The sequence below is a fragment of the Streptomyces sp. NBC_00443 genome (assembly GCF_036014175.1).
Lineage (GTDB): Bacteria > Actinomycetota > Actinomycetes > Streptomycetales > Streptomycetaceae > Streptomyces.
In genome coordinates this window covers 5,907,051-5,932,965 of sequence record NZ_CP107917.1, presented here as the reverse complement: position 1 = coordinate 5,932,965, position 25,915 = coordinate 5,907,051, and the positions used below count along the sequence as shown (strand labels likewise).

The window sequence follows — 25,915 nt, the reverse complement described above, 5'->3', positions numbered from 1 at the left end:
CTGGTCATGACCCGCGCCACCGACCAACCTCCGATAACCGAGGCACCGCGCCCGCCCTCGACGGCCGCCCCCTCGGAGGTCGAGCTGCTCATCGGCGGGATGACCTGCGCCTCCTGCGCGGCCCGCGTCGAGAAGAAGCTCAATCGCATGGACGGCGTGACCGCCACGGTGAACTACGCGACGGAGAAGGCGAAGGTCAGCTTCCCCGCGGGCGTCCAGGTCGCCGACCTGATCGCCACGGTGGAGAGGACGGGGTACACGGCCGAGGAGCCGGCTCCCCCGGAGCCCGCGCCCGAGGAGTCGCCCGAAGACCCCGAACTGACCGGCTACCGCCGGCGTCTGACCGTCTCCGCCCTGCTCGCCGTACCCGTCATCCTGCTGTCGATGATCCCGGCCCTGCAGTTCGACAACTGGCAGTGGCTGGCACTCACCCTCGCCTCGCCGGTCGTCGTCTGGGGCGGACTGCCCTTCCACCGGGCCGCGTTCACGAACGCCCGGCACGGCGCGGCGACCATGGACACGCTGATCTCGATGGGCACCCTGGCGGCGTACGGCTGGTCGCTGTGGGCGCTGTTCCTCGGCGACGCAGGCATGCCCGGTATGCACGACACCTTCGAGTTCACCGTCTCCCGGGTGGACGGCGCCTCGCAGATCTACCTCGAAGTGGCCTCCGGGGTCGTCACCTTCATCCTCCTCGGCCGCTATCTGGAGGCCCGCTCCAAGCGCCGCGCGGGAGCGGCGCTGCGCGCCCTGATGGAGCTCGGCGCGAAGGACGTGACCGTAGTGCGCGACGGGCGCGAAGTCCGCGTCCCGGTCGGCCGGCTGGCGGTCGGCGACCGGTTCGCCGTACGGCCCGGCGAGAAGATCGCCACCGACGGCACCGTCGTCGAGGGCGCCTCCGCGGTGGACGCGTCCATGCTGACCGGCGAGTCCGTACCGGTGGACGTGACGGTCGGGGACGCGGTCACCGGTGCGACGGTCAACGCGGGCGGGCGGCTGGTCGTCGAGGCGACCCGGGTCGGCGGCGACACGCAGCTCGCGCGGATGGCGAAGCTGGTGGAGGACGCGCAGAACGGCAAGGCAGAGGTGCAGCGGCTCGCCGACCGGATCTCCGCGGTGTTCGTGCCGGCGGTCATCCTCCTCGCTGTCGCCACCTTCGGCGCATGGCTCGGCCTCACCGACGACACGGTCGCCGCCTTCACCGCGGCCGTCGCCGTACTGATCATCGCCTGCCCGTGCGCACTGGGCCTGGCCACGCCCACGGCCCTCATGGTCGGCACGGGACGCGGCGCGCAGCTCGGCATCCTGATCAAGGGCCCCGAGGTGCTGGAGTCCACGCGCCGGGTAGACACCGTCGTCCTGGACAAGACCGGCACGGTCACCACCGGCCGCATGACCCTCCAGAGGGTGTACGCCGCCGAGGGCACCGACGAGGACGAGGTGCTGCGGCTCGCGGGTGCCGTGGAGCACGCCTCCGAGCATCCCGTCGCCCGGGCGGTCGCCGTGGGCGCGGAGCAGCGGCTCGGGCGGCTGCCGCAGGTCGAGGGGTTCGAGAACGCGCCCGGGCGAGGCGTACGCGGGCGCGTGGAGGGCCGTGACGTGGCCGTGGGGCGCCTGTACGACGTCCTGCCGGCCGGGCTGGCCGGCGCCAAGGAAGAGGCCGAGAGAGGCGGTCGTACGGCCGTCGTGGTCGGGTGGGACGGGGCGGCCCGCGGTGTCGTCGCCGTCGCGGACGCGGTGAAGGAGACCAGCGCCGAGGCGGTGCGCGAGCTGCGCGCGCTGGGGCTCACTCCGATGCTGCTGACCGGGGACAACCGGGCGGTCGCCGAGGCGGTGGCGACCGCGGTCGGTATCGGTACCGATTCTGTGATCGCGGAGGTCCTGCCCGAGGACAAGGTCGAGGCCGTACGGCGGCTGCGGCGCGAGGGGCGCTGCGTGGCCATGGTGGGCGACGGCGTCAACGACGCGGCCGCACTTGCCACCGCCGATCTGGGTCTTGCGATGGGGACGGGGACCGACGCGGCGATCGAGGCGAGCGATCTGACGCTGGTGCGCGGCGATCTGCGGGTGGCGGCGGACGCCATCCGGCTGTCCCGGCGGACGCTCGCCACGATCAAGGGCAACCTGGTGTGGGCCTTCGGGTACAACGTCGCCGCGTTGCCGCTGGCCGCGGCGGGGTTGCTGAATCCGATGATCGCGGGAGCCGCGATGGCCTTTTCGTCGGTTTTCGTGGTGTCGAACAGCCTGCGACTTCGGACTTTTCGGTGAAGGCTACGGACTTTTCGGCGAAGTCCGAGTAAGAACCCCTCTGGAGTCCGGCGCCAGGCTCACATAAGCTCTTCACAAGACTCGCGCATCGTCCTTACGCTTGGGTCCCGATCGCCATATCGGGGCTCTTGCGTATCTAACGGACATATGCAAGAGACGCAGATCACAGTGATGTGAACGTAACCATCGAAGGGGTTCGAAGGTCTAAGTTGACGATGTCAGGCAGCGTCTTGGGGGGCGTTGGTTGGCATCTGAGGATGTCTTGGGGGACTTCCTCAGAGTTGCGTTGCCGGGGCACGTACGTCGGGAAGCTTTGAGCGGCCCTCCCGCCCGTGCGCTGTCCCGGCAGACCGCACACAGCAGTAGTACGGCGAGTTCTGCTCGTTTTGCTCAACTGCACGGCAGTAACACAGCGATTCAGGCGCTGTTCTCTCAGACGCCCGGCCGGATCCCGTGGGGGGAATCCGCACCGGGACATGGGAAGGCGCCCTGGACGTCGGCCCGTGGGGGACCGCCGCCAGGGCGCCTTCTGCTATCCGCACCCGCCCGGAACGAGTCGCGTTCGACGACGCCCGCGCCCATGCCGACCCGTCGCACAGTCTCCGGCCAAGCCACCCCACGGGGACCGGGCGCCTGGAAGCGCCCGCCCCTCACCCGCAGATGCCGGCACTCCCCGCAGGCAACGCACCCCCGCCCCTGCCTTGACCCCGCCCCATCGCGACTACGGCACCACCTGTCCGCCAGGGCAGCACGGGACGACTCCCGTACGCGCCGGGGCCCAACAGGCCACCCGGGTCACCCCAAGCTCCCCTGGCCGCGCCCGACCGTGACGACGCCGCCGCCGGCCAGACAGAGGACCGTCTCCCGCGCAAGTCACCAGAGCCACCGCCCCCGGACCCGGGAAACACCCCGCACGCACAAGAGCCCCACGCCCGACCGAAGTCGTGCGCAGGGCTCTGCATACGGGATCCGTGTGACGGCGCCGACCAGCGCGGCGCCCCACCGGCAGGTGTCAGCGCTCCTCGACCGGAACGAAGTCGCGCTCGACCACGCCCGTGTAGATCTGGCGCGGGCGGCCGATGCGGGAGCCCGGCTCCTTGATCATCTCGTGCCACTGGGCGATCCAGCCCGGGAGGCGGCCGAGGGCGAACAGGACCGTGAACATCTCGGTCGGGAAGCCCATGGCCCGGTAGATCAGGCCGGTGTAGAAGTCGACGTTCGGGTAGAGGTTGCGCGAGACGAAGTACTCGTCGGAGAGCGCGTGCTCCTCCAGCTTCAGGGCGATGTCCAGCAGCTCGTCGGACTTGCCGAGGGCGGAGAGGACGTCGTGCGCCGCCGCCTTGATGATCTTGGCGCGCGGGTCGAAGGACTTGTACACCCGGTGGCCGAAGCCCATCAGGCGGACGCCGTCCTCCTTGTTCTTCACCTTGCGGATGAAGGAGTCGACATCGCCGCCGTCTGCCTGGATGCCCTCGAGCATCTCCAGGACGGACTGGTTGGCGCCGCCGTGCAGCGGGCCCCAGAGGGCCGAGATGCCGGCCGAGATCGAGGCGAACATGTTCGCCTGCGACGAGCCCACCAGGCGGACCGTCGACGTGGAGCAGTTCTGCTCGTGGTCGGCGTGCAGGATGAGGAGCTTGTCGAGGGCGGAGACCACGACCGGGTCCAGCTCGAACTCCTGGGCCGGGACCGAGAAGGTCATGCGCAGGAAGTTCTCGACGTAACCGAGGTCGTTTCGCGGGTAGACGAACGGGTGACCGATCGACTTCTTGTACGCGTACGCCGCGATCGTCGGAAGCTTGGCGAGCAGACGGATCGTCGAGAGGTTGCGCTGCCGCTCGTCGAACGGGTTGTGGCTGTCCTGGTAGAACGTGGACAGCGCCGAGACCACCGACGACAGCATGGCCATCGGGTGGGCGTCGCGCGGGAAGCCCTTGTAGAAGTTCTTGACGTCCTCGTGCAGCAGCGTGTGCTGCGTGATCTCGTTCTTGAACGTCGAGAGCTCGTCGACGGTGGGCAGCTCACCGTTGATCAGCAGGTAGGCCACCTCCAGGAAGGTGGAGCGCTCGGCCAGCTGCTCGATCGGGTAGCCGCGGTAGCGGAGGATCCCCTGCTCGCCGTCGAGGTAGGTGATGGCGGATTTATAGGCGGCGGTGTTGCCGTATCCGCTGTCCAGCGTCACCAGACCGGTCTGGGCGCGGAGTTTGCCGATGTCGAAGCCCTTGTCGCCGACGGTGCTGTCAATCACCGGGTAGGTGTACTCGCCGTCGCCGTACCGCAGTACTACAGAGTTGTCGCTCACGTCTTCCCTCACCGACGTTGTGCCTCATCTTCGAGGTTGCCCTGACTGTCTCTAGCCTCCCCCATTCGGCTCAGGAGAGTGCACTCGGGGTCGACCATTGGGCCTATTGGCGGCACTGAGTGCCGCCAACTTGTCATCCTGCCCCCTGTTCTCCCCATCGGGAAGTGCTCTGTGACCTTCACGACTCGTTTGATCGATCATTTTTTTGGGCGTCTCACGAATCGCCAGGTCAGAAGGTGTCCGACGGCGCGACCCGAAAACAGGTTCAGGAGCCCGCCAGTCGGAAGTCGAGCGCCGTGCAGCGCCGCCCCGCCGACACCGTGCGCACCGCCTGGCCGATCGCCTTGCGTGAACCGACGAGGACGACCAGCTGCTTGGCCCGGGTCACCGCCGTGTACAGCAGGTTCCGCTGGAGCATCATCCATGCTCCGGTGGTGACGGGGATCACCACTGCGGGATATTCACTTCCCTGTGAACGGTGGATGGTCACCGCGTACGCGTGTGCCAGCTCGTCCAGTTCGTCGAATTCGTACGGAACCTCCTCGTCCTCGTCCGTCAGCACCGTGAGGCGCTGGTCGACCGGGTCGAGCGAGGTGACCACGCCCACGGTGCCGTTGAAGACGCCGTTCTCGCCCTTCTCGTAATTGTTGCGAATCTGGGTGACCTTGTCGCCGACGCGGAAGACCCGGCCGCCGAACCGCTTCTCCGCGAGATCGGGGCGCCCGGGGGTGATGGCCTGCTGGAGCAGGCCGTTCAGCGTGCCCGCGCCGGCCGGGCCCCGGTGCACGGGGGCCAGGACCTGGACGTCCCGGCGTGGATCGAGGCCGAACTTGGCCGGAACCCGACGGGCCGCCACGTCGACCGTGAGCCGTCCGGCCTCCTCCGTGTCGTCCTCGACGAAGAGGAAGAAGTCCTTCATGCCGTCGGTGACGGGATGCTGCCCGGCGTTGATCCGGTGCGCGTTGGTCACCACACCCGATTGCTGGGCCTGGCGGAACACGCGCGTGAGGCGGACGGCCGGGACGGGGCTGCCGTCGGCGAGCAGGTCCCTGAGGACCTCTCCCGCGCCGACGCTGGGCAGCTGGTCGACGTCGCCGACGAAGAGCAGATGGGCACCCGGCGGTACGGCCTTCACCAGCTTGTTGGCGAGCAGCAGGTCCAGCATGGACGCCTCGTCGACCACCACCAGGTCGGCCTGGAGCGGGCGGTCCTTGTCGTACGCCGCGTCGCCGCCGGGCTTGAGCTCCAGGAGGCGATGGACGGTGGAGGCCTCGGCTCCGGTCAGCTCGGCCAGGCGCTTGGCGGCGCGGCCGGTGGGGGCGGCCAGCACGACCCTGGCCTTCTTCGCGCGGGCCAGCTCCACGATCGAGCGGACCGTGAAGGACTTGCCGCAGCCAGGGCCGCCGGTGAGAACGGCGACCTTCTTCGTCAGCGCCAGCTTGACGGCGGCCTCCTGCTCGGGCGCGAGGTCCGCGCCCGTACGGTCCTTCAGCCAGCCCAGCGCCTTGTCCCAGGCCACGTCGTGGAAGCCCGGCATCCGGTCCTCGTCGGTGCGCAGCAGGCGCAACAGCTGGGCGGAGAGGGCGAGTTCGGCCCGGTGGAAGGGGACGAGGTAGACGGCCGTCACGGGCTCCGAGTGGCCGTCGGGACCGGGCACCTTCTCCCGTACGACACCGGGGTCGCCGCCGTCCTCGGGGACCTGGGCGAGTTCGGCAAGGCACTCGATGACGAGGCCCGTGTCGACCTGGAGCAGCTTCACCGCGTCAGCGATCAGGCGCTCCTCGGGGAGGTAGCAGTTGCCCTGGTCGGTGGCCTGCGACAGCGCGTACTGCAGGCCCGCCTTGACCCGCTCCGGGCTGTCGTGCGGGATGCCCACGGACTGGGCGATCTTGTCGGCGGTGAGGAAGCCGATGCCCCAGACGTCGGACGCCAGCCGGTACGGCTGGTTCTTCACGACCGAGATCGAGGCGTCGCCGTACTTCTTGTAGATCCGCACGGCGATGGAGGTGGACACCTCGACGGTCTGGAGGAAGAGCATGACCTCCTTGATCGCCTTCTGTTCCTCCCAGGCGTCGGTGATCTTCTTCGTCCGCTTCGGTCCGAGGCCGGGGACCTCGATGAGCCGCTTGGGCTCCTCCTCGATGATCTCCAGGGTGTCCAGGCCGAAGTGCTGGGTGATGCGGTCGGCGAAGACGGGGCCGATGCCCTTGACCAGGCCGGAGCCGAGATAGCGGCGGATGCCCTGGACGGTGGCCGGGAGAACGGTCGTGTAGTTCTCGACGGTGAACTGCTTGCCGTACTGGGGGTGGGAACCCCAACGGCCCTCCATTCGCAGGGACTCGCCCACCTGGGCGCCGAGCAGGGCGCCGACGACCGTGAGGAGGTCGCCGCCGCCCCTGCCGGTGTCGACGCGGGCGACCGTGTAGCCGTTCTCCTCGTTGGCGTACGTGATTCTCTCCAGCACGCCTTCGAGCACGGCCAGTTTCCGCTCGCCCGTGGAGTTCCCCGCCTGGTTGGACATGATCCGACGCTACCGGGCGGGTACGACAACGCAGGACGGCTGTGGACAGCGCGGGAAGACTGTGGACCGCGGCCGGCAGCAGTCACCCGGCCTGTGACCTCACGTGGTCGATGACTCGCTGGAAGTCCTCGGCGGGTGAGAACTCGACGAACTCGCAGTCCTCCACCGCCACGGGGACATGCCCGGGCCCCCAGTAGTACGCCTGGCCCGCCTCGTAGTACTCCTCGCCCTCGGGCGTCAGCATCCGCAGCCGGCCTTTGAGCAGGTAGCCCCAGTGCGGGCACGGGCAGGCGTCGCCCTCGAGGCCCTTCAGGGCGGGGCCCATGTCCGTGCCCTCCGGCAGGCTGATGTAGCCGACGGACATGCCGCCGCCGATCGTCCTGGTGCGCACCTCCACGCCGTCGCCGCCGAGGACGACGGGCACGTCGTCGCGAGTCGCTGCCGTCATGATCCCTCCGCTCCGGCCCGCACGGGGCCTGGGGAAACGCCCCCGCACTTCCAGCCTGAGCCGTCCCGCAGCCCGCCGCGACACCACAGGGCCGACATCACGATCCGGTTTCGGGATGTGGTTGAGGGGTTGATTAACGGGCGTGTAATCGATTCCAATCCTCCATACACGTCGATGTAATCGATTCCACGATGTCACGACCATCGACGACGAACGATCCACAAGGAGGTGGAGCGGCGATGGCGAGCATCAAGGACGTCGCTGCCGAGGCGGGCGTGTCCGTCGCCACGGTCTCGCGCGTCCTGAACGACCATCCGTCGGTCAGCGCCGAGGCACGCGCACGCGTGCTGGCCGCCGTCGAGACCCTGGGCTACCGCCCGAACGCCGTCGCCCGCTCCCTGCGCACGGACCAGACCCACACCCTCGGCCTGGTCATCAGCGACGTGATGAACCCCTACTTCACCGAACTGGCCCGCTCCGTCGAGGAGGAGGCCCGCGCGCTCGGCTACAGCGTGATCATCGGCAACGCCGACGAGCGGCCCGACCTCCAGGACCATCACGTACGGAACCTGCTGGACCGGCGCATCGACGGACTCCTCGTCTCCCCGACCGACGGCGGCTCGCCTCTGATGCTGGACGCGGCCCGCGCGGGGACGCCGATGGTGTTCGTGGACCGGTGGATCCCGGGCGTGGACGTGCCGGTGGTGCGGTCGGACGGGCGCACCGCCGTGCGGGATCTCGTGGCGCATCTGCACGGGCTCGGGCACCGACGGCTGGCGATCATCGCCGGCCCGGCGGCGACCACGACCGGCCGGGAGCGCGTGGAGGCCTTCCGCGAGGCGCTCGGCGCGTACGGCCTCGAACTCCCCGACGCCTACACAGGCCAGGGCGACTTCCAGGCCGAGAGCGGGCGCCGGGTCACCGAGGGCTTCCTCGACCTGCCCGAGCCGCCCGAGGTCGTGTTCGCGGCCGACAACCTGATGGCGCTCGGCGCGCTGGACGCCGTACGCGCGCGTGGGCTGCGCGTGCCGGACGACCTGGCCCTGGCCGCCTTCGACGACATCCCGTGGTTCGTGCACACCGATCCGCCGATCACCGCGATCGCCCAGCCGACGGGCGAGCTGGGCCGGGCCGCCGTACGGGCCCTGGTCGACCGCGTCGAGGGACGGCCTGGCGAGTCCGTCACCCTTCCCGCCCGTCTCGTCGTACGCCGCTCGTGCGGCGAGCAACCGGCTTCACCGGAGCCGTCCCCCGCAACGAACAGGAGCCAGTCGTGAGCAACGCGGACGAGTTGCTGCGCATCGAGGGCATACGGAAGACCTTCCCCGGCGTGATCGCCCTGGACGGCGTCGACTTCGATCTGCGCCGCGGCGAGGTGCATGTGCTGCTCGGTGAGAACGGCGCGGGCAAGAGCACCCTCATCAAGATGCTCTCCGGCGCCTACACGCCCGACGCCGGGCGGATCCTGGTCGGCGGCAAGGAGACGCGCATCCATGGTGCGCAGGACTCCGAGCGCCTGGGGATCGCCACCATCTACCAGGAGTTCAACCTCGTCCCCGATCTGACGGTCGCCGAGAACATCTTCCTGGGGAGGCAACCGCGTCGCTTCGGGATGATCGACCGGAAGCGGATGGAGGCCGACGCCGAGGTTCTGCTGAAGCGGGTCGGCGTCAATGTGTCCCCACGCGCGCACGTGCGGGAACTCGGCATCGCGCGGCTGCAGATGGTCGAGATCGCGAAGGCGCTCAGCCTGAACGCGCGCGTGCTCATCATGGACGAGCCGACGGCCGTGCTGACCTCCGAGGAGGTCGAGAAGCTCTTCTCGATCGTGCGCAGGCTGCGCGAGGACGGCGTCGGGATCGTCTTCATCACCCATCACCTGGAGGAGATCGCCGCCCTGGGCGACCGGGTGACGGTCATCCGGGACGGCAGGAGCGTCGGGCAGGTTCCGGCCGCCACGCCCGAGGACGAGCTCGTACGGCTCATGGTGGGCCGCTCCATCGAGCAGCAGTACCCGCGTGAACGCGCCGACCAGGGCGCCGCGTTGCTCACCGTCGAGGGGCTGACCAGGGACGGCGTCTTCCACGACGTCAGCTTCGCGGTGCACGCCGGTGAGGTGGTCGGCATCGCGGGGCTGGTCGGCGCCGGACGTACCGAGGTGGTGCGGGCGGTGTTCGGGGCGGACCCGTACGACAAGGGGGCCGTGAAGGTCGCCGGGTCCTCCGTCCCGAAGTACGACGTCAACGCGGCGATGACCGCGGGCATCGGACTCATCCCCGAGGACCGCAAGGGCCAGGGTCTGGTGCTGGACGCGTCCGTCGAGGAGAACCTCGGCCTGGTGACGCTGCGGTCCGCCACGCGCGCGGGTCTCGTCGACCTCAAGGGCCAGCGTGCGGCGGCCGCGCGGATCGCGGGGCAGCTCGGCGTGCGGATGGCGGGCCTCGGGCAGCACGTGCGCACGCTCTCCGGCGGCAACCAGCAGAAGGTCGTCATCGGCAAGTGGCTGCTCGCCGACACCAAGGTGCTGATCCTCGACGAGCCCACGCGCGGCATCGATGTCGGCGCCAAGGTCGAGATCTACCAGCTCATCAACGAACTGACCGCGGCCGGCGCCGCCGTCCTGATGATCTCCAGTGACCTGCCCGAGGTCCTCGGCATGAGCGACCGGGTCCTGGTGATGGCCCAGGGCCGGATCGCGGGCGAGCTCACGGCCGACGAGGCCACCCAGGACGCCGTGATGGCACTCGCCGTCAGCAACCCCACCACCGACAAGACCGGAACGGAGGCCCCCCGTGGCCACTGACACGCTCAAGAGCACGCCGGGCGCGAGTGGCGCCTCGGGAATTCGCCGACTCCTGCTCGACAACGGCGCGCTCACCGCGCTGATCGTCCTGGTCGTCGCCATGTCGGCGCTGTCCGGCGACTTCCTGACCACCGACAACCTCCTGAACGTCGGCGTCCAGGCGGCCGTGACCGCCATCCTCGCCTTCGGCGTCACGTTCGTGATCGTCTCGGCGGGCATCGACCTGTCGGTCGGTTCGGTGGCGGCGCTGTCGGCCACCGTCCTCGCGTGGACCGCGACCTCGCACGGGGTGCCGGTCTTCATAGGGGTGCTGCTGGCCGTCGCGACCGGCATCGCGGCCGGTCTCGTCAACGGCTTCCTCATCGCGTACGGCAAACTCCCGCCGTTCATCGCGACGCTCGCGATGCTCTCGGTGGCCCGCGGCCTGTCACTGGTGATCTCCGAGGGCTCCCCCATCGCCCTCCCCGACTCCGTCTCGCACCTCGGTGACACGCTCGGCGGCTGGCTGCCGGTGCCGGTGCTCGTGATGATCGTGATGGGTCTGATCGCCGCCTTCGTGCTCGGCCGGACCTACATCGGCCGCTCGATGTACGCCATCGGCGGCAACGAGGAGGCAGCGCGCCTGTCGGGTCTGCGCGTGAAGAAGCAGAAGCTCGCCATCTACGCCCTGTCGGGCGTCTTCGCCGCCGTCGCGGGCGTCGTGCTCGCCGCCCGGCTGTCCTCCGCGCAGCCGCAGGCCGCCGACGGCTACGAGCTGGACGCGATCGCCGCGGTCGTCATCGGCGGTGCCTCGCTCGCGGGCGGCACCGGCAAGGCGTCCGGCACCCTGATCGGCGCGCTGATCCTGGCGGTGCTGCGCAACGGCCTGAACCTGCTGAACGTGTCCGCCTTCTGGCAGCAGGTCGTCATCGGCGTCGTGATCGCGCTGGCGGTCCTGTTCGACACGCTGCGCCGCAAGGCCGGGGCGACCCCGGTGACGGCCGGAACGGGCGGCGGCAAGGGGAAGCAGGCGGGGACGTACGCGCTCGCGGCTGTCGTCACCGTGGCGATCGTGGGGGCGACCTCCTTCCTGCACAACGGCTCGTCCTCGTCGTCGAACCCGAAGATGGGCCTGTCCTTGTCCACCCTCAACAACCCCTTCTTCGTGCAGATCCGGGCGGGCGCCCAGGCCGAGGCGAAGAAGCTCGGCATCGACCTGACCGTCACGGACGCCCAGAACGACGCCTCCCAGCAGGCCAACCAGCTGCAGAACTTCACCAGTTCGCGCGTCGGCGCCATCATCGTCAACCCGGTGGACTCGGATGCGGCCAGCAACTCCGTGAAGGCCGCCGACAAGGCGAAGATCCCGGTCATCGCCGTCGACCGGGGCGTCAACAACGCGCAGACCGAGGCCCTGGTCGCCTCCGACAACGTCGCCGGTGGTGAGCTCGCCGCCAAGACGGTGGCCGAGAAGCTCGGCGGCAAGGGCAAGATCGTGATCCTCCAGGGCCAGGCGGGCACCTCCGCCGCCCGTGAGCGCGCGCAGGGCTTCGCGAACGGCCTCAAGGCCTACCCGGGCATCCAGGTCGTCGCCCAGCAGCCCGCCGACTTCGACCGCACCAAGGGGCTCGACGTGATGTCGAACCTGCTCCAGGCGCACCCGGACGTCCAGGGCGTCATCGCCGCCAACGACGAGATGGCGCTGGGCGCGATCAAGGCCCTGGGTTCCAAGGCCGGCAAGTCGGTCTCCGTGGTCGGCTTCGACGGCACCCCCGACGGCCTGAACGCGGTCAAGGGCGGCTCGCTGTACGCGTCCGTGGCACAGCAGCCGAGCCAGCTCGGCAAGATCGCCGTGGACAACGCGCTCAAGGCATTTCAGGGCAAGAAGGTCGAGCAGACCGTGAAGGTGCCGGTGAAGGTGGTCACGAAGGAGAACGTGGCCGGATTCGGCGGCTGACCTTCCGCACACATCCGGCCGACATCCGGCTGGAGTCGAGGGAACGGCGAACGGGCGGGCGGTCGTTGCAGGAGCATGGACCTGGTGACGGCCGCCCGCCGCACGTCACCACGGGGACCTATCAGGGGAGCAACCTCATGTACGACTACGACCTCCTGGTCGTAGGGTCGGCCAACGCCGACCTGGTGATCGGCGTCGAGCGCCGGCCGGGGGCCGGCGAGACCGTGCTCGGGTCCGATCTGGCCGTCCACCCGGGCGGCAAAGGCGCGAACCAGGCCGTCGCGGCCGCCCGGCTCGGGGCCCGTACGGCCTTGCTGGCCCGGGTCGGCGACGACGCGCACGGCCGGCTGCTGCTCGACTCGCAGCGGGAGTCCGGTGTCGACACGGTGGGCGTCCTGGTGGGCGGCGCGCCGACCGGCGTCGCGCTGATCACGGTGGACCCGTCCGGGGACAACAGCATCGTGGTCTCGCCCGGGGCCAACGGCAGGCTCACCCCGCAGGACGTACGGGCCGCCGCGAGCCTCTTCCAGGCGTCGCGGGTGGTGTCGGTCCAGCTGGAGATCCCGCTGGAGACGGTCGCCGAGGTGGTCCGCAGCCTGGCGGACGGCAGCCGCTTCGTGCTGAACCCGTCCCCGCCCCGCCCGCTGCCGGCCGAGGTGCTGGCGGCCTGTGACCCGCTGATCGTGAACGAGCACGAGGCGAAGGTGATCCTCGGCGGCTCCGCGGTGGGCGACACCCCCGAGGACTGGGCGCGGATCCTGCTCGCGAAGGGGCCCCGCTCGGTGGTCGTGACCCTGGGCGGCGAGGGCGCTCTGGTGGCCTCCGCCAAGGGTGTGACGCGGGTTCCGTCCGTGCAGGTGGACGCGGTGGACACGACGGGGGCGGGCGACGCCTTCACGGCCGCGCTGGCCTGGCGGCTCGGCACGGGCGCGTCCCTTGCCGAGGCGGCGGCGTACGCGGCCCGGGTCGGCGCGGTGGCCGTGACACGCAAGGGCGCGCAGGTGTCCTTCCCGACGGCGGCGGAGGTCGAGGCGCTGTGAAGAGGGCCGGAATACTGAACCGCCACCTGTCCGGCGCCCTCGCCGAGTTGGGCCACGGCGACGGCGTGCTGGTGTGCGACGCGGGCATGCCGATACCCGACGGCCCCCGGGTCGTGGACTTGGCCTTCCGGGCCGGCGTGCCGTCCTTCGCCGAGGTGCTGGGCGGTCTGCTGGCCGAGCTGGTGGTGGAGGGCGCGACGGCGGCGCAGGAGATCCGCGAGGCGAACCCCTCGGCGGCCGCGCTGCTGGACGGGGAGTTTCCCGAGCTGCGGCTGGTCACGCACGAGCGGCTCAAGGAGCTGTCGGCCGGGGCGCGGCTGGTGGTACGGACCGGCGAGGCGCGGCCGTACGCGAATGTGCTGCTGCGCTGCGGGGTCTTCTTCTAGGCACGCTTCGAGGTCCAGGCACGCTTCGAGTCCCGGAGATCCCCAGGGAGTCCCGGAGATGCCGGGGAGTCCTGGAGATCCAAGAACGTTTCGAGGGGCCCGGTCCGTCGACCGAGCCCCTCGGGTTTCCCCTCCCCATCAGAACCCCCGCGATCCCCCCAGATCCCCCTCCAAGAGTCCTGATGCCAAGTACGACCGGCGAGGTGCGGGAAGGGTTGCACGGTCTCCGCGGATTTTTCCGGGCATTTTTTCGGGGCGGCTTCGGCGTGCCCAGCAACCGGGACAGAAGTAGCGTTTCAGACATGTCAGAGGTAGACGCAAACCCCCTCACCTCCCTCCAGGACGACGTGCTCGACGAGCTCGGCGACCACCGGATCGGGGACATCGCGAGGCTGCTGGGCACGGACGAGGCGGGGGCCCGGCAGATGGTCGGTACGACGGTGGCGGCGCTGTCCGCCGAGGCGGAATCCGTCGCGACGCCGCACGACGCCCCGCTCACCGGCGTGGCCACCGTGGGCGGCTTCGCGACCGGCGGCCTCATGGCCGGGCTGCTGGCCAAGGAGGCCGAGCCGGTCGCGGACGCGGTGGCCCGCAGGACGGGGCTGCCTCAGGATGCCGTGTCCCGGGTGGTGGAGATGCTCGTTCCGGTGGTGCCGGCGGTGCTCACGAAGCGGGCGGCCGGCAGGTAGCGGGCGAGAAGTGGCATGGGCTGTGCGAGAGGCCGATGATTGAGGAGTCAGGGCGAGAAGGTGAATGATCACGAGCGATCGCGAGCCGCGCAAGGCACGTTCCTCATCACGGCAGGCGCCCGCCGAGGCGCGGATGTCCGCCGCCGATGCCATACGGTCCGCGGCGGAACAGCTCAGTGAGCTGCTGGGGAGGGCTCCCGAGTCGGTCTCCTCGCTGAAGCCGACGGATCAGGGCTGGGAAGCCGACGTCGAGGTCGTGGAACTGGAACGCATTCCCGAGACGACCAGCGTGATGGCCAGCTACCAGGTGGTTCTGGACCGGGAGGGGCAACTGGTGTCGTACAGGCGCGGGCGTCGTTACACGCGCTCGCAGGTGGACAGGGCAGATCGCCGCTAGGCCATGACCCTTTCGTCAGGAATTCTCTGACAAGTCGGTTTTGTCAGAGATTCCCCGGGAAGTCGGATTTCGCTGATTTCACCGGAAGCCGAGCCGGAAGGGAAGACACCGTGACTGTGGTGCCACAGGGCAACGGCGGCGGTGGTGTCCCCGGCGCCGCCGGAGGCGGCTCGGGGAACCTCTACGACGTGCTGGAACTCGTCCTCGACCGGGGCCTGGTCATTGACGCGTTCGTCCGGGTGTCCCTCGTGGGCATCGAGATCCTGAAGATCGACGCGCGGGTGGTCGTGGCCAGCGTGGACACGTATCTGCGCTTCGCCGAGGCGACCAACCGGCTGGATCTGGAGTCGGGCAGCAAGTCGCCCGCGCAGCTGACCGACCTTGTCGGAGGCTCCGTCGAGAGCGGGGCACGCGGCAAGAGCAAGGGAGCGCTGTCGGGCGCCGTCGAGGCCATCACCGATTCCTTCAAGGGCGACGGTGACGAGGACGAAGCCGCGGACGAGGACGCGGAGGCGGACGCCGAGCAGGAGCGCAGGCCGGCGCGCGAGAAACGGCGTGAGCGCTCCGAACGCCGTTCGGAACGTCACTCCGCACGGGACCGGGAGGAGTGAGCGAGCCGATGTCCGTGTATGTGTACGCGATCACCAAGGACTCGCACCCCCTCGACCTGAGCGACGTCAAAGGCGTGGGCGAGCCGCCCGGCGAGGTGCGCGTGGTGCGCGGCGACTCCCTGTGTGCCGTCGTCAGCGAGGCCCCGGACGACCTCTCGGTCGCCCGCCGGGACCTGCAGGCGCACAACGACGTCCAGGAACGGCTGTGGACCGACGGCCCCACGCTGCCGCTCAGCTTCGGTTTCGTCGCCGCGGACGAGGAGGCCGTACGCGGCGTCCTGGAGGAGCGGGCGCAGCTGTTCGCGCAGCGGCTGGACGAGCTTGCCGGACACGCGGAGTTCAACGTCAAGGGCGTCCTCGACGAGGACACGTCGCTGCGTGCCGTCCTGGAGCAGAGCCCGCAGGCCCGTGAGCTGAACGAGCGGACCCGGGAGGGCGGCGGGACGTACGAGGACCGGCTAGCACTCGGCCAGGTGGTGGCCCAGGAAGTGCAGGGCCGCGAGAACGCCATCGCCGAGGACATTCTCGCCGCGCTGCGGCCGCTCGCCTCGGCAGAGCAGGTCGCGCCGGCATCGAAGCAGTACTTCGTCAGCGCGTCCTTCCTCGTGGCGGACGAGCAGTTCGAGGAGTTCGGCCGGACCTGCCGGGAGCTGGCCGAACGCTACGGCGAGGGCGTGGAGTTGCGGCTGCGGGGTCCCCTGCCGCCGTACAGCTTCGTCTGATGTGAGGCGCGAGGAGGTGCCGTGGGACTGGTCACCGGGATTCTGACGCTGCCGTTCGCTCCCGTCCGGGGCGTCGGCTGGGTGCTCGACAAGGTGGTCAAGACCGCCGAGGACGAGTACTACGACCCGACCCCCGTGCAGGAGGCGCTCGTGAATCTGGAGCGGGCGCTCGACGAGGGCAGTATCGACGACGAGGAGTTCGCACGGCAGGAGGAGGCACTGCTGCACCGCCTGGAGGAGATCAGGGCCTACCAGCTGCGACAGGGCGGACAGTCTCCTGGGCAGTGACGCGCGGGATCGCGGGCTGCCGCTCGGGTGAGGAGAAGAGGCAAGGCCATGAACAACGCCAAGATCGGCACGGCCCTGCTGGGCGGCTATCTGCTGGGGCGGTCCAAGAAGGCGAAGCTCGCCCTCAGCCTCGGCGCGCTGCTCGCGGGCTCACGGATGAACCCCGGGCAGGTCGGCAAGGCCCTCCAGGAGTCCCCCTTCGTGCACACCCTCACCGACCAGGTGCGCTCCGAACTGACCGGCGCGGGGAAGGCGGCCGCGACCAACCTCCTGAGCGCGAAGGCCGGCAACCTGGCCGACGCCCTGCACGAACGCACGTCCGGGTTGCAGGAGGGAGCGGAGGCACAGGAAGAGGAGCAGGACGCGGAACCGGACGAGGAACCGGACGAGGAGAACGGCGAGGAGCCCCGGGGGAAGTCCCAGGGGAAGCCGGGGCCGTCCCGGCAGAAGGCCCGGTCGGAGACGTCTCGGAGCTCGGGGCGCGGCAAGACGCAGGGCAGCGGCAGCGGCAAGTCCGGGAAGCAGGACGCTGAACAGCCCCGCAAGCGGAAGACCTCCACGTCACAGAGCCGCTCGGGCAGCAGCGGCGGCGGTGCGCGGTCGAGGAGGCGGGACGATGGCTGAGGGCAGGGCGACGGGACGCGGCTCGGGCGGTACGGGGACCAAAGCGAAGGCCGACGAGCAGGAGTCGGGCACGCATCGGCTGAAGGACGAGCTGGAGCACTACATCGAGGCCCGCCTCCAGGTGCTGCTGGAGGGCCTGGGCGACCGGCTCGGCGCGGGCGCGCGCCGGCTGGGTGAGGCGCACGTCAGTCCACGCGGGCTGACGCACGCGGTTGCCCGGGGCGGCAAGAAGCTCGGCGGCCACCTGCCCTCGGGAGTGGGGGCACTGACCTCGACCGCCTCCCAGGCGAAGGAGACGGCTTCGCACGCCAAGGACACGGTGGTGGGCACGGCCAAGGAGGCAACCGGGCAGGGGTCCGGGCAGAGCGACGACGAGGACACGGACTCCGGCCAGGGCAAAGGCGCGGGGAGCGACCCGCAGAGCATGGGCAAGGGACTCACCATCATCGAGGACATCGACGTGGGCGTGCCCGTGCGCGAGGCCTACGACCAGTGGACGCAGTTCCAGGAGTTCGAGCGGTTCGCCAAGGGCGTGGTCAGCGTCGAGCAGCAGGACGACACCACGACCAGGTGGCACATGAAGGTCGGCAAGTCCAAACGGCAGTTGCGCGGCATGATCACGGAACAGGTGCCCGACGAGCGCATCGCCTGGACGTCCAGCGGCGAGCGCGGCACCACACAGGGCGTCGTCACCTTCCACCCGATCACGGAGAACCTCACCAAGGTGCTGCTCGTCCTGCGGTACTTCCCGCAGGGGCCGGTGGAGAAGGTGGGGAGCTGGGTGCGGTCCCAGGGCCGTCGCGCCCGTCTCGACCTGAAGCTCTACCGCACCTTCGTGATGATGCGCGGGGAGGCCACCGGGGGCTGGCGCGGCGAGATCCGCGAGGGCGAGGTGGTCCGCGAGCCGGAGGAGGTCGAGGCGGCGGAGGACGGCGAGGAGTCCGAGGAAGGCCGGGCCGATCAGGAGGGAGAGGAGCCCGAGGACGAGTACGACGAGGAGGAGGACGAGGACCAGGAGGCCGACGAGGACGAGGGGCCCGAGGGCCGGTACGAGGACGAGGAACCCGACGACGACCAGCGCGGCGAGGACGCCGAGGACGACTGGGAGGAGGACCAGGACGAAGACGAGGACGAGGAAGAGGACGAAGACCGAGAACCTGACGACCGCAACGACGACACCGACGAGCAACCCCGCCCCAAGCGCCGCCGCCGTGTCTGACCGTGGCCGAGCGCGCGGCCGGGAGTGACCGTGGGTGCTTCCGGGAAACGAGGTCGAGTACGCCGTGACCGAGCCCGTCCCCAGCCGCTCCACATCCCCGGCGCTGTCTCCGTACGGCGGCGGCGGGGGATCCAGCGCGAACCTCGCCGACATCCTTGAACGCGTGCTCGACAAGGGCATCGTCATCGTCGGAGACATCAAGATCAACCTGCTCGACATCGAGCTGCTCACCATCAAGCTCCGCCTCCTGGTGGCCTCGGTCGACAAGGCCAAGGAGATCGGCATCGACTGGTGGGAGCACGACCCCGCGCTGTCCTCCCGAGCCGACCAGCGGCACAACCTGAAGGAGCAGAACGAGCGCCTGCGCGAGGAGGTGGAGGAGCTGCGCCGCAAAGTGGAGAAGTCCGAGAAAGCCGAGAAGGTCGAGAAGGCAGAGTCCGCGGGCGAGTTGCCCGAACGCGGCTCGGGCGGTCGCCGCCGGTCGCGTGCGGCGGAGCGCGAGCCCACCGCCGAACCGCGACGCACCAAGCGCAGGAAGGACGACTCCAAGGACGACTCCGAGGACCGGGAGTCATGACCGGGCAGCAGCTGAGCTACGCGTACGCCGTGATCCGCTCGCCGGGCGCGGCGGCCCAGGCAACGCACGAGCAACTGGCCGACCTCCGCGGGGTGGCGGGCGCCCCCGTCACCCTGGTCCGTTCAGGCGCGCTGGCAGCCGCGGTCAGCGAGGTGCCCGGGGAGGAGTTCTCCGAGTCGGCCCTGAAGTCGCGCCTGGAGGACCTCGACTGGCTGGAGTCGACGGCCCGCGCCCACCACCTCGTCATCGAGACGCTGGCCGCCCGAGTGACCGTCCTCCCCCTGCGGCTGGCCACGGTGTATCTCGACGAGAGCCGGGTCGAGCGGATGCTGAGCGAGCGTCAGCAGCCCTTCGCCGAACTGCTCGACCGGTTCGACGCCCACGTGGAGTGGGGCGTGAAGGTGTACGCCGAGGTCCCGCCCGCCTCCGAGCCGGCGACCCCGTCCGCGGCACCGGGCTCGTCCACCGCCGACGGGGCGCCCGGGCGCGCATATCTGCGCACCCGCAGACAGCACCGCCAGGCGCACGAGGACACCCGGCGCGCCGCGGAGGAGGCCGTGCGCCGCACGGAGGAACGGGCGCGCGGTCTCGCGGTGGAGCGCTCCCGGCACCGCCCCCAGCAGGGCACCCTGGCCGACGCCCGCGGCGAGAACCTGGCCAACGACGCCTACCTCGTACCGCGCGACCTGGCCGCGGAGTTCCGCGAGCGGATGCTGCACGCCGCGGACGACCTGCCCGGCGTACGGGTGGAGGTCACCGGCCCCTGGGCGCCGTACTCCTTCGCGACTCCCGCCGAAGGGGCGCGACAACGGTGACCGAGTACTACGACGACGACCGCCCCCTGGCCGGACGCCAGGTCGCGCTGATCGACCTGCTCGACCGCTTGCTGAGCGGCGGGGTGGTGCTCACCGGCGATGTCGTGCTGTCCATCGCGGACATCGACCTGGTACGGATCTCGTTGCGCGCGGTGGTGATCGCCATCCGCGAGCAGGTGGAGGAGCAGTGGGCGCCCGTGCTGCAGGACCGGACGCCCACGGAGTACGGCGGTCACGGTGACGAGCCCGGCTGACCGACCGTCCCCCGACCGGCTGCGCGAGGTCGCGCAGGCCGCTCACCGAGCGTTCTCGCTGCTGCCCGCGAGCCCGGACGACATGGCGTCACCATCCGCTGGACGGTCCGCCGCCCGCCGCCTCCACGCCGACCCCGACACCGTGGAGCGCGACCTGGTCAAACTGGTCCTGACCATCGTCGAACTCCTGCGCCAGCTGATGGAGCGCCAGGCCATGCACCGCGTCGACGAGGGCAACCTGACCGAGGACCAGGAGGAACGCCTCGGCCTCACCCTGATGCTCCTCCACGACCGCATGACCGAACTCTGCGACCGCTACGACCTCACCCTGGAGGACCTCAACCTCGACCTGGGCCCGCTGGGCACCCTGCTCCCCCCGCCGTGAGGCGCCCTCGTCACCGGGCCGGCCCGGCGACGTTCGCGTGCGCGAGCTGCCAGACCACCTGTGATCGGCGTAGTGACATCGATCATCAGGGACATACGGAACGCCGACGACCAGAAAGCCGTCGGCGCCCCGCCGAACCCCGTCTGCGCTATCCCACGTGCTCCACGAACCGCGCCGCCGTCTCAGCCAGCACCTCGCGCCCGTCCCGCGCCCACAGCTCGTCGTTGAACAGCTCGACCTCGATGGCGCCGGTGTAGCCCGCCGCCTCCACGTACCCGAGCCACTCCCGCATGTCGATCGCCCCGTCCCCGATCTGACCACGCCCGTTGAGCACACCCTCGGGCAACGGGGTGGTCCAGTCCGCGAGTTGGAAGGTGTGGATACGGCCACCCGCGCCCGCCCGGGCGATCTGTGCGGGCGCGCTGTCGTCCCACCAGATGTGGTACGTGTCGACCGTGACGCCGACCTGGTGGGCCGGGAAGCGTTCCGCGAGGTCCAGGGCCTGGGTCAGGGTCGAGACCACGCAGCGGTCCGAGGCGTACATCGGGTGCAGCGGCTCGATCGCCAGTTTCACGCCGTGGTCCTCGGCGTAGGGGCCGAGCACCGCCAGTGCGTCCGCGATCCGTTCCCGGGCGCCGTGCAGGTCCTTGGAGCCGGCCGGCAGGCCGCCGGACACCAAGACCAGTACTTCCGTGCCCAGCGTCGCCGCCTCGTCGACTGCGCGGCGGTTGTCGTCCAGGGCCGCCGCACGCTCCGCCGGGTTTGTCGCCGTGAAGAAGCCTCCCCGGCACAGGGTGGTGACGGCCAGACCGGCGTCCCGGACCAGCTTGGCCGTCGCCTCCAGGCCGTACGCCTGGACGGGCTCCCGCCACAGGCCGACGCCCGCGACGCCCAACTCGCGGCAGGTGTCGACCAGTTCCGGCATCGACAGCTGCTTGACCGTCATCTGGTTGATGGAGAAACGCGCGAGCTCTGTCACTGGTTCACCCCGTACAGGGACAGCAGGGTCCTCATCCGTTCCTCCGCGAGCTTCGGGTCTGGGAACAGGCCCAGTCCGTCGGCGAGTTCGTAGGCGCGGGCGAAGTGCGGCAGGGAGCGGGCCGACTGGAGGCCGCCGACCATGGTGAAGTGGGACTGGTGGCCGGCCAGCCAGGCCAGGAAGACCACGCCCGTCTTGTAGAAGCGGGTAGGCGTCTGGAAGAGGTGGCGGGACAGCTCGACCGTGGGGTCGAGGAGGTCGCGGAAGCCCTCGACGTCGCCCGTGTCCAGGACCCGGACCGCCTGGGCCGCCAGCGGTCCCAGCGGGTCGAAGATGCCGAGCAGGGCGTGGCTGAAGCCCTGCCCGTCGCCCGCGATCAGCTCGGGGTAGTTGAAGTCGTCGCCGGTGTAGCAGCGGACGCCCTGCGGGAGGCGGCGGCGCAGGTCGATCTCGCGCTGGGCGTCCAGCAGGGAGACCTTGATGCCGTCGACCTTGTCGGGGTGAGCCGAGATCACCTCCAGGAAGGTGCCGGTGGCCGCGTCCAGGTCGGACGAGCCCCAGTAGCCCTCCAGGGCCGGGTCGAACATCGGGCCCAGCCAGTGCAGGATCACCGGCTCGGCGGACTGCCGGAGCAGTTGGCCGTAGACCTCCAGATAGTCCTCCGGGCCCTTCGCCGCGGCGGCCAGCGCGCGCGAGGCCATCAGGATCGCCTGCGCGCCCGACTCCTCCACGACCGCGAGCTGCTCCTCGTACGCCGCCCGGACCTCCTGGAGAGTCCCCGCGGTGATCTGGTCGGTGCCCACACCGCAGGCGATACGGCCGCCCACGGCACGGGCCTCCGCGGCCGACCGGCGGATCAGCTCGGCCGCGCCCGCCCAGTCCAGGCCCATCCCGCGCTGTGCGGTGTCCATGGCCTCGGCGACGCCGAGCCCGTGCGACCACAGGTGGCGGCGGAAGGCGAGGGTGGCGTCCCAGTCGACGGCGGCGGGCGAGTCGGGCGACACGTCGGCGTACGGGTCGGCGACGACGTGCGCCGCGGAGAAGACCGTACGGGAGGTGAAGGGGGTGCCGGGGGTCACCACCAGGGGTTCCGGGCGGGGCTCGTACGCCCTCAACCCGCCCTTGAAGTCGGGCAGTCGGATGGTCACGGCTGGATCTCCGGTACGTCGAGACGGCGGCCCTCGGCCGAGGACTTCAGGCCCAGCTCGGCGAGCTGCACGCCGCGGGCGCCGGCGAGGAGGTCCCAGTGGTAGGGGGCGTCGGCGTAGACGTGCCTGAGGAACAGCTCCCACTGGGCCTTGAAGCCGTTGTCGAACTCGGTGTTGTCCGGGACCTCCTGCCACTGGTCGCGGAAGGAGTAGGTGGCCGGGATGTCCGGGTTCCAGACCGGCTTGGGAGTGAGGGAGCGGTGCTGGACGCGGCAGTTGCGCAGGCCCGCGACCGCGGAGCCCTCCGTGCCGTCGACCTGGAACTCGACCAGTTCGTCGCGGTTGACGCGCACGGCCCAGGAGGAGTTGATCTGGGCGATGGCGCCGCCGTCGAGCTCGAAGATGCCGTAGGCGGCGTCGTCGGCCGTGGCGTCGTAGGGCTTGTCGTTCTCGTCCCAGCGCTGCGGGATGTGGGTGGTGGCGATGGCCTGCACGGACTTCACGCGCCCGAAGAGCTCGTGCAGCACGTACTCCCAGTGCGGGAACATGTCGACGACGATGCCGCCGCCGTCCTCCGCGCGGTAGTTCCAGGACGGGCGCTGCGCGGCCTGCCAGTCGCCCTCGAAGACCCAGTAGCCGAACTCGCCGCGGACGGAGAGGATCCGTCCGAAGAAGCCGCCGTCGATGAGGCGCTTGAGCTTCAGCAGGCCCGGGAGGAAGAGCTTGTCCTGGACGACGCCGTGCTTGATGCCCGCCTCGCCCGCGAGACGGGCCAGTTCCAGGGCACCCTCCAGGCCGGTGGCGGTCGGCTTCTCGGTGTAGATGTGCTTGCCGGCGGCGATCGCCTTCCTGATCGCCTCCTCACGGGCCGAGGTGACCTGGGCGTCGAAGTAGATCTCGACGGAGGGGTCGGCGAGCACCGCGTCCACGTCCGTCGAGACGTTCTCCGCGCCCAGGCCGTGCTGCTCGGCGAGCGCCTTCAGGGCGTACTCGCGGCGGCCGACCAGGATCGGCTCCGGCCACAGCACGGTGCCGTCGCCGAGGTCGAGACCGCCCTGCTCACGGATGGCCAGGATGGAGCGGACCAGGTGCTGGCGGTAGCCCATGCGCCCTGTCACACCGTTCATGGCGATACGCACCGTCTTGCGTGTCACGTCGTTCCCTTCGTACGCGAGGTCTGCGCCGCGTACGCCCTGTCTTGCACTGGTGAGCGTCACAGCAAGCGCTTTCTACATGGTGAGAAGCTAGCCTCTGAGCAGCGGTCCGGACAAGACCGTGACCAGCCTGAGTTGTTCGAGGGGACGAACAACGGGGGTTTCTGGCCGTAAGGTCTGCTCGACATACACGGAACCGTGACCGCGGATGGCCTGTCTACGAGGAGGCAGGCCTGTCTGTGAGCACGTACGAGGTGGATCGACGAGATGCGCGACCGGAGGACGACGAGATGACGGTGACCCTGGCGGACGTGGCGGCCCGCGCGCAGGTCTCCCCCGCGACGGTGTCGCGCGTACTGAACGGCAACTACCCTGTGGCCGCGTCCACCCGGGAACGGGTGCTGCGGGCGGTGGACGAGCTGGACTACGTGCTGAACGGTCCCGCGAGCGCGCTGGCCGCCGCCACCTCCGACCTGGTCGGCATCCTGGTCAACGACATCGCCGACCCCTTCTTCGGGATCATGGCGAGCGCGATCCAGTCCGAGATAGGGGGTCCGGGCGGCCGGGCCGGCGGTGAGCGGCTGGCGGTCGTCTGCAACACGGGGGTTCGCCGGAGCGCGAACTGACGTACCTGACGCTGCTGCAGCGGCAGCGGGCGGCGGCGGTCGTACTGACCGGCGGCGCCGTCGAGAACGCGCCGCACGCGGCCGCGGTCGCGGCGAAGCTGCGCAAGCTGGCGGACGCCGGGACGCGGGTCGTGCTCTGCGGCCGGCCGCCGGCGCCGGACACCGGCGCGATCGCGCTGACCTTCGACAACCGTGGCGGCGGGCGTGAACTGACCGAGCACCTGATCGGGCTGGGGCACCGGCGGCTCGGCTACATCGCGGGGCCGGAGGAGCGGACGACGACCCGGCACCGGCTGGAGGGGCACCGGGCGGCACTGGAGGCGCACGGGATCGAGGAGGATCCACGCTGGACGGTGTACGGCCGGTACGACCGGCAGTCGGGCTATGAGGCGACGCTGGAGCTGCTGCGGCGGGATCCGTCGCTGACGGCCGTGGTGGCCGCCAACGACTCGGTCGCGCTTGGCGCGTGCGCGGCTCTGCGGGACTCCGGGTTGCGGATTCCGGATGACTTCTCGGTCGCCGGCTTCGACGATCTGCCGTTCAGCCTCGACACGGTGCCTTCCCTCACGACCGTGCGGCTGCCGCTGTCGGAGGCGGGGGCACGGGCCGGGCGGATCGCGATGGGGCGGGAGGAGCCGCCGCTCGGGGAGATCGCCACGATCCGGGGGGAGTTGATGGTTCGGGGGTCTTCCGGGGGGCCTCGGGAGGCCTGAGGCCCCGTGTGAGCGCCTGAGCGGCATCAGGAATCAGGTGCCGGGGGAACTGCTCAGCGTGCGGGCACCGAAGCCGGGGCCGTCACGCCGGCAGTCTCCTGGTCGTGGTCGTCGTAGTCCACGGCGCTGCTGACGACATGGCCGGCCAGGCCGAGCAGCAGGAAGAGCACGACGAGGACCGTGGCCGTGGTGTCCAGGAGCAGCGGCCGGGTGCCGGAGCGGACCGCGTCCTGTGGGGTCCGCTCGTCGCCGAACAACCGCTTGGGATAGGCGGGGGTCAGCATCGTGACGTACGCGGTGAAACGCATCTGGTAGCGGGCGACGGCGGCCGTGGCGGCGAAGACCGGCGCGGGCAGCCGTCCCAGCACGATGCCGATGAGCCAGAACACCCAGCTGACCGTGAACCAGCCCGCCTGCACGAGGTTGTTGATGATCGCTGCCGGGATCATCAGGATCAGGCGGAAGAACACCGCGAGCCGATTCAGAGGCGTGGCGCGCAGTTCGATCTGCACGGGGTGGTCGGGAGCCGAGAACGAGAACGGCGGATAGCGGTCGACCAGCAGCATCGCGCTCGCCCCGACCCGCGTGCGGTAGACGAGGACGGAGCCGAGGAAGGAGAAGATCGCGTCCGGCAGCCGTCCCGTGAACAGGGCGGCGAACCATCCGACGATGGTCACGAAGAACGCCGCGATCGAGAGCAGGCAGACCACCACGAACTGCGGCAGGAGCAGCAGCCAGCGCAGCAGGACGGTCCAGCGGCGCTGCCGTGCGGCAGCGGGGATGTCGAGGACGGGCAGCCACTCACCGCCCTCGGGACCGTGAGCGGTCCGCTGATCCTCCCAGTCCGTCGTCATGAGGACTCCCAGTCGTGCCGTTGATGCCGCCTGACACGACCATGCTGCGGCGACGCAGCGGCCCTCGCGCCCTGCACAGGTCCAAACGGAGGTAGCCCGCCCACGCCCCCTGCCGAATGCCCGGTTCCGCCTCTTGACTCGACCCACCGATGATTT

General features: G+C 70.3%; 24 protein-coding genes and 1 pseudogene. 18 read left to right on the top strand and 7 right to left on the bottom strand.

From position 1 onward, the window contains the following. Window positions 1-6: 6 nt before the first annotated feature. A complete protein-coding gene (locus OHO27_RS26905; RefSeq protein ID WP_443059602.1) occupies window positions 7-2,268 on the top strand; it encodes a heavy metal translocating P-type ATPase in 2,262 nt (753 codons plus the stop codon). Between the two features lie 1,012 nt (window positions 2,269-3,280). Here OHO27_RS26905 and OHO27_RS26900 read toward each other — a convergent pair. The 3 genes from OHO27_RS26900 to OHO27_RS26890 all read right to left on the bottom strand — a co-directional run bounded on the left by OHO27_RS26900 (window position 3,281) and on the right by OHO27_RS26890 (window position 7,539). Then, window positions 3,281-4,570 carry a citrate synthase gene (locus OHO27_RS26900; protein ID WP_328427547.1) on the bottom strand — a complete coding sequence of 430 codons (1,290 nt, stop codon included), beginning with the start codon at window positions 4,568-4,570 and terminating at the stop codon, window positions 3,281-3,283. Window positions 4,571-4,835: 265 nt separating this feature from the next. Then, on the bottom strand, window positions 4,836-7,091 hold the full coding sequence (recD2, locus tag OHO27_RS26895; RefSeq protein ID WP_328427546.1) for an SF1B family DNA helicase RecD2: 2,256 nt from the start codon (window positions 7,089-7,091) through the stop codon (window positions 4,836-4,838). Between the two features lie 82 nt (window positions 7,092-7,173). Continuing rightward, window positions 7,174-7,539 carry a hypothetical protein gene (locus OHO27_RS26890; protein WP_328427545.1) on the bottom strand — a complete coding sequence of 122 codons (366 nt, stop codon included), beginning with the start codon at window positions 7,537-7,539 and terminating at the stop codon, window positions 7,174-7,176. 239 nt (window positions 7,540-7,778) lie between these two features. On the opposite strand from OHO27_RS26890, the gene OHO27_RS26885 reads away from it, so the two are divergent. The 16 genes from OHO27_RS26885 to OHO27_RS26810 all read left to right on the top strand — a co-directional run bounded on the left by OHO27_RS26885 (window position 7,779) and on the right by OHO27_RS26810 (window position 20,285). Next, entirely contained in the window at window positions 7,779-8,816 is a 1,038-nt protein-coding gene (locus OHO27_RS26885) for a LacI family DNA-binding transcriptional regulator (protein WP_328427544.1), read from the top strand. After that, entirely contained in the window at window positions 8,813-10,342 is a 1,530-nt protein-coding gene (locus tag OHO27_RS26880) for a sugar ABC transporter ATP-binding protein (RefSeq protein WP_328427543.1), read from the top strand. Before OHO27_RS26885 ends, OHO27_RS26880 begins: the two co-directional genes overlap by 4 nt. Continuing rightward, entirely contained in the window at window positions 10,332-12,278 is a 1,947-nt protein-coding gene (locus OHO27_RS26875) for an ABC transporter permease/substrate-binding protein (protein WP_328427542.1), read from the top strand. The genes OHO27_RS26880 and OHO27_RS26875 overlap by 11 nt, the downstream gene beginning before the upstream one ends. A gap of 137 nt (window positions 12,279-12,415) precedes the next feature. Then, window positions 12,416-13,318: a ribokinase gene (locus tag OHO27_RS26870; protein WP_328427541.1), complete on the top strand. Its 903-nt coding sequence runs from the start codon at window positions 12,416-12,418 to the stop codon at window positions 13,316-13,318. After that, window positions 13,315-13,704 carry a D-ribose pyranase gene (rbsD, locus tag OHO27_RS26865; RefSeq protein ID WP_328427540.1) on the top strand — a complete coding sequence of 130 codons (390 nt, stop codon included), beginning with the start codon at window positions 13,315-13,317 and terminating at the stop codon, window positions 13,702-13,704. Before OHO27_RS26870 ends, rbsD begins: the two co-directional genes overlap by 4 nt. Window positions 13,705-14,006: 302 nt before the next feature. After that, window positions 14,007-14,393, top strand: a complete 387-nt coding sequence (locus OHO27_RS26860) for a DUF937 domain-containing protein (RefSeq protein WP_328427539.1) — start codon at window positions 14,007-14,009, stop codon at window positions 14,391-14,393. A gap of 64 nt (window positions 14,394-14,457) precedes the next feature. Beyond that, complete coding sequence (locus tag OHO27_RS26855; RefSeq protein WP_328427538.1) at window positions 14,458-14,790, top strand: gas vesicle protein GvpO; 333 nt, start codon at window positions 14,458-14,460, stop codon at window positions 14,788-14,790. 110 nt (window positions 14,791-14,900) lie between these two features. Next, a complete protein-coding gene (gvpJ, locus tag OHO27_RS26850; RefSeq protein WP_328427537.1) occupies window positions 14,901-15,401 on the top strand; it encodes a gas vesicle protein GvpJ in 501 nt (166 codons plus the stop codon). An 8-nt stretch (window positions 15,402-15,409) separates the two neighbouring features. Then, entirely contained in the window at window positions 15,410-16,123 is a 714-nt protein-coding gene (locus tag OHO27_RS26845) for a GvpL/GvpF family gas vesicle protein (RefSeq protein ID WP_328427536.1), read from the top strand. Between the two features lie 21 nt (window positions 16,124-16,144). Beyond that, on the top strand, window positions 16,145-16,411 hold the full coding sequence (locus OHO27_RS26840) for a gas vesicle protein GvpG (RefSeq protein ID WP_328427535.1): 267 nt from the start codon (window positions 16,145-16,147) through the stop codon (window positions 16,409-16,411). A 48-nt stretch (window positions 16,412-16,459) separates the two neighbouring features. Continuing rightward, complete coding sequence (locus OHO27_RS26835; protein WP_328427534.1) at window positions 16,460-17,035, top strand: ABC transporter substrate-binding protein; 576 nt, start codon at window positions 16,460-16,462, stop codon at window positions 17,033-17,035. Then, window positions 17,028-18,254 (top strand): SRPBCC family protein, encoded by a 1,227-nt coding sequence (locus OHO27_RS26830; RefSeq protein WP_328427533.1) that lies wholly within the window; start codon window positions 17,028-17,030, stop codon window positions 18,252-18,254. Before OHO27_RS26835 ends, OHO27_RS26830 begins: the two co-directional genes overlap by 8 nt. A gap of 64 nt (window positions 18,255-18,318) precedes the next feature. Then, entirely contained in the window at window positions 18,319-18,831 is a 513-nt protein-coding gene (locus OHO27_RS26825) for a gas vesicle protein (RefSeq protein WP_328427532.1), read from the top strand. After that, window positions 18,828-19,646, top strand: a complete 819-nt coding sequence (locus tag OHO27_RS26820) for a GvpL/GvpF family gas vesicle protein (protein WP_328427531.1) — start codon at window positions 18,828-18,830, stop codon at window positions 19,644-19,646. Before OHO27_RS26825 ends, OHO27_RS26820 begins: the two co-directional genes overlap by 4 nt. Beyond that, window positions 19,643-19,900 carry a gas vesicle protein gene (locus OHO27_RS26815; protein WP_328427530.1) on the top strand — a complete coding sequence of 86 codons (258 nt, stop codon included), beginning with the start codon at window positions 19,643-19,645 and terminating at the stop codon, window positions 19,898-19,900. Before OHO27_RS26820 ends, OHO27_RS26815 begins: the two co-directional genes overlap by 4 nt. After that, a complete protein-coding gene (locus OHO27_RS26810) occupies window positions 19,884-20,285 on the top strand; it encodes a gas vesicle protein K (RefSeq protein WP_328427529.1) in 402 nt (133 codons plus the stop codon). Before OHO27_RS26815 ends, OHO27_RS26810 begins: the two co-directional genes overlap by 17 nt. 148 nt (window positions 20,286-20,433) lie before the next feature. On the opposite strand, the gene OHO27_RS26805 is transcribed toward OHO27_RS26810, so the two are convergent. From OHO27_RS26805 to OHO27_RS26795, 3 genes are read right to left on the bottom strand one after another with little or no spacing between them, the layout of a single operon-like run. Beyond that, a complete protein-coding gene (locus OHO27_RS26805; protein ID WP_328427528.1) occupies window positions 20,434-21,264 on the bottom strand; it encodes a sugar phosphate isomerase/epimerase family protein in 831 nt (276 codons plus the stop codon). Beyond that, window positions 21,261-22,412: a dihydrodipicolinate synthase family protein gene (locus tag OHO27_RS26800; protein WP_328427527.1), complete on the bottom strand. Its 1,152-nt coding sequence runs from the start codon at window positions 22,410-22,412 to the stop codon at window positions 21,261-21,263. Before OHO27_RS26800 ends, OHO27_RS26805 begins: the two co-directional genes overlap by 4 nt. Next, window positions 22,409-23,566: a Gfo/Idh/MocA family protein gene (locus tag OHO27_RS26795; protein ID WP_328427526.1), complete on the bottom strand. Its 1,158-nt coding sequence runs from the start codon at window positions 23,564-23,566 to the stop codon at window positions 22,409-22,411. Before OHO27_RS26795 ends, OHO27_RS26800 begins: the two co-directional genes overlap by 4 nt. A 290-nt stretch (window positions 23,567-23,856) precedes the next feature. On the opposite strand from OHO27_RS26795, the pseudogene OHO27_RS26790 reads away from it, so the two are divergent. Continuing rightward, window positions 23,857-24,905, top strand: a pseudogene (locus OHO27_RS26790) (LacI family DNA-binding transcriptional regulator). 53 nt (window positions 24,906-24,958) lie between these two features. Here the strand turns inward: OHO27_RS26790 and OHO27_RS26785 are convergent. Then, a complete protein-coding gene (locus OHO27_RS26785; protein ID WP_328427525.1) occupies window positions 24,959-25,759 on the bottom strand; it encodes a DUF4389 domain-containing protein in 801 nt (266 codons plus the stop codon). Between the last annotated feature and the right edge of the window lie 156 nt (window positions 25,760-25,915).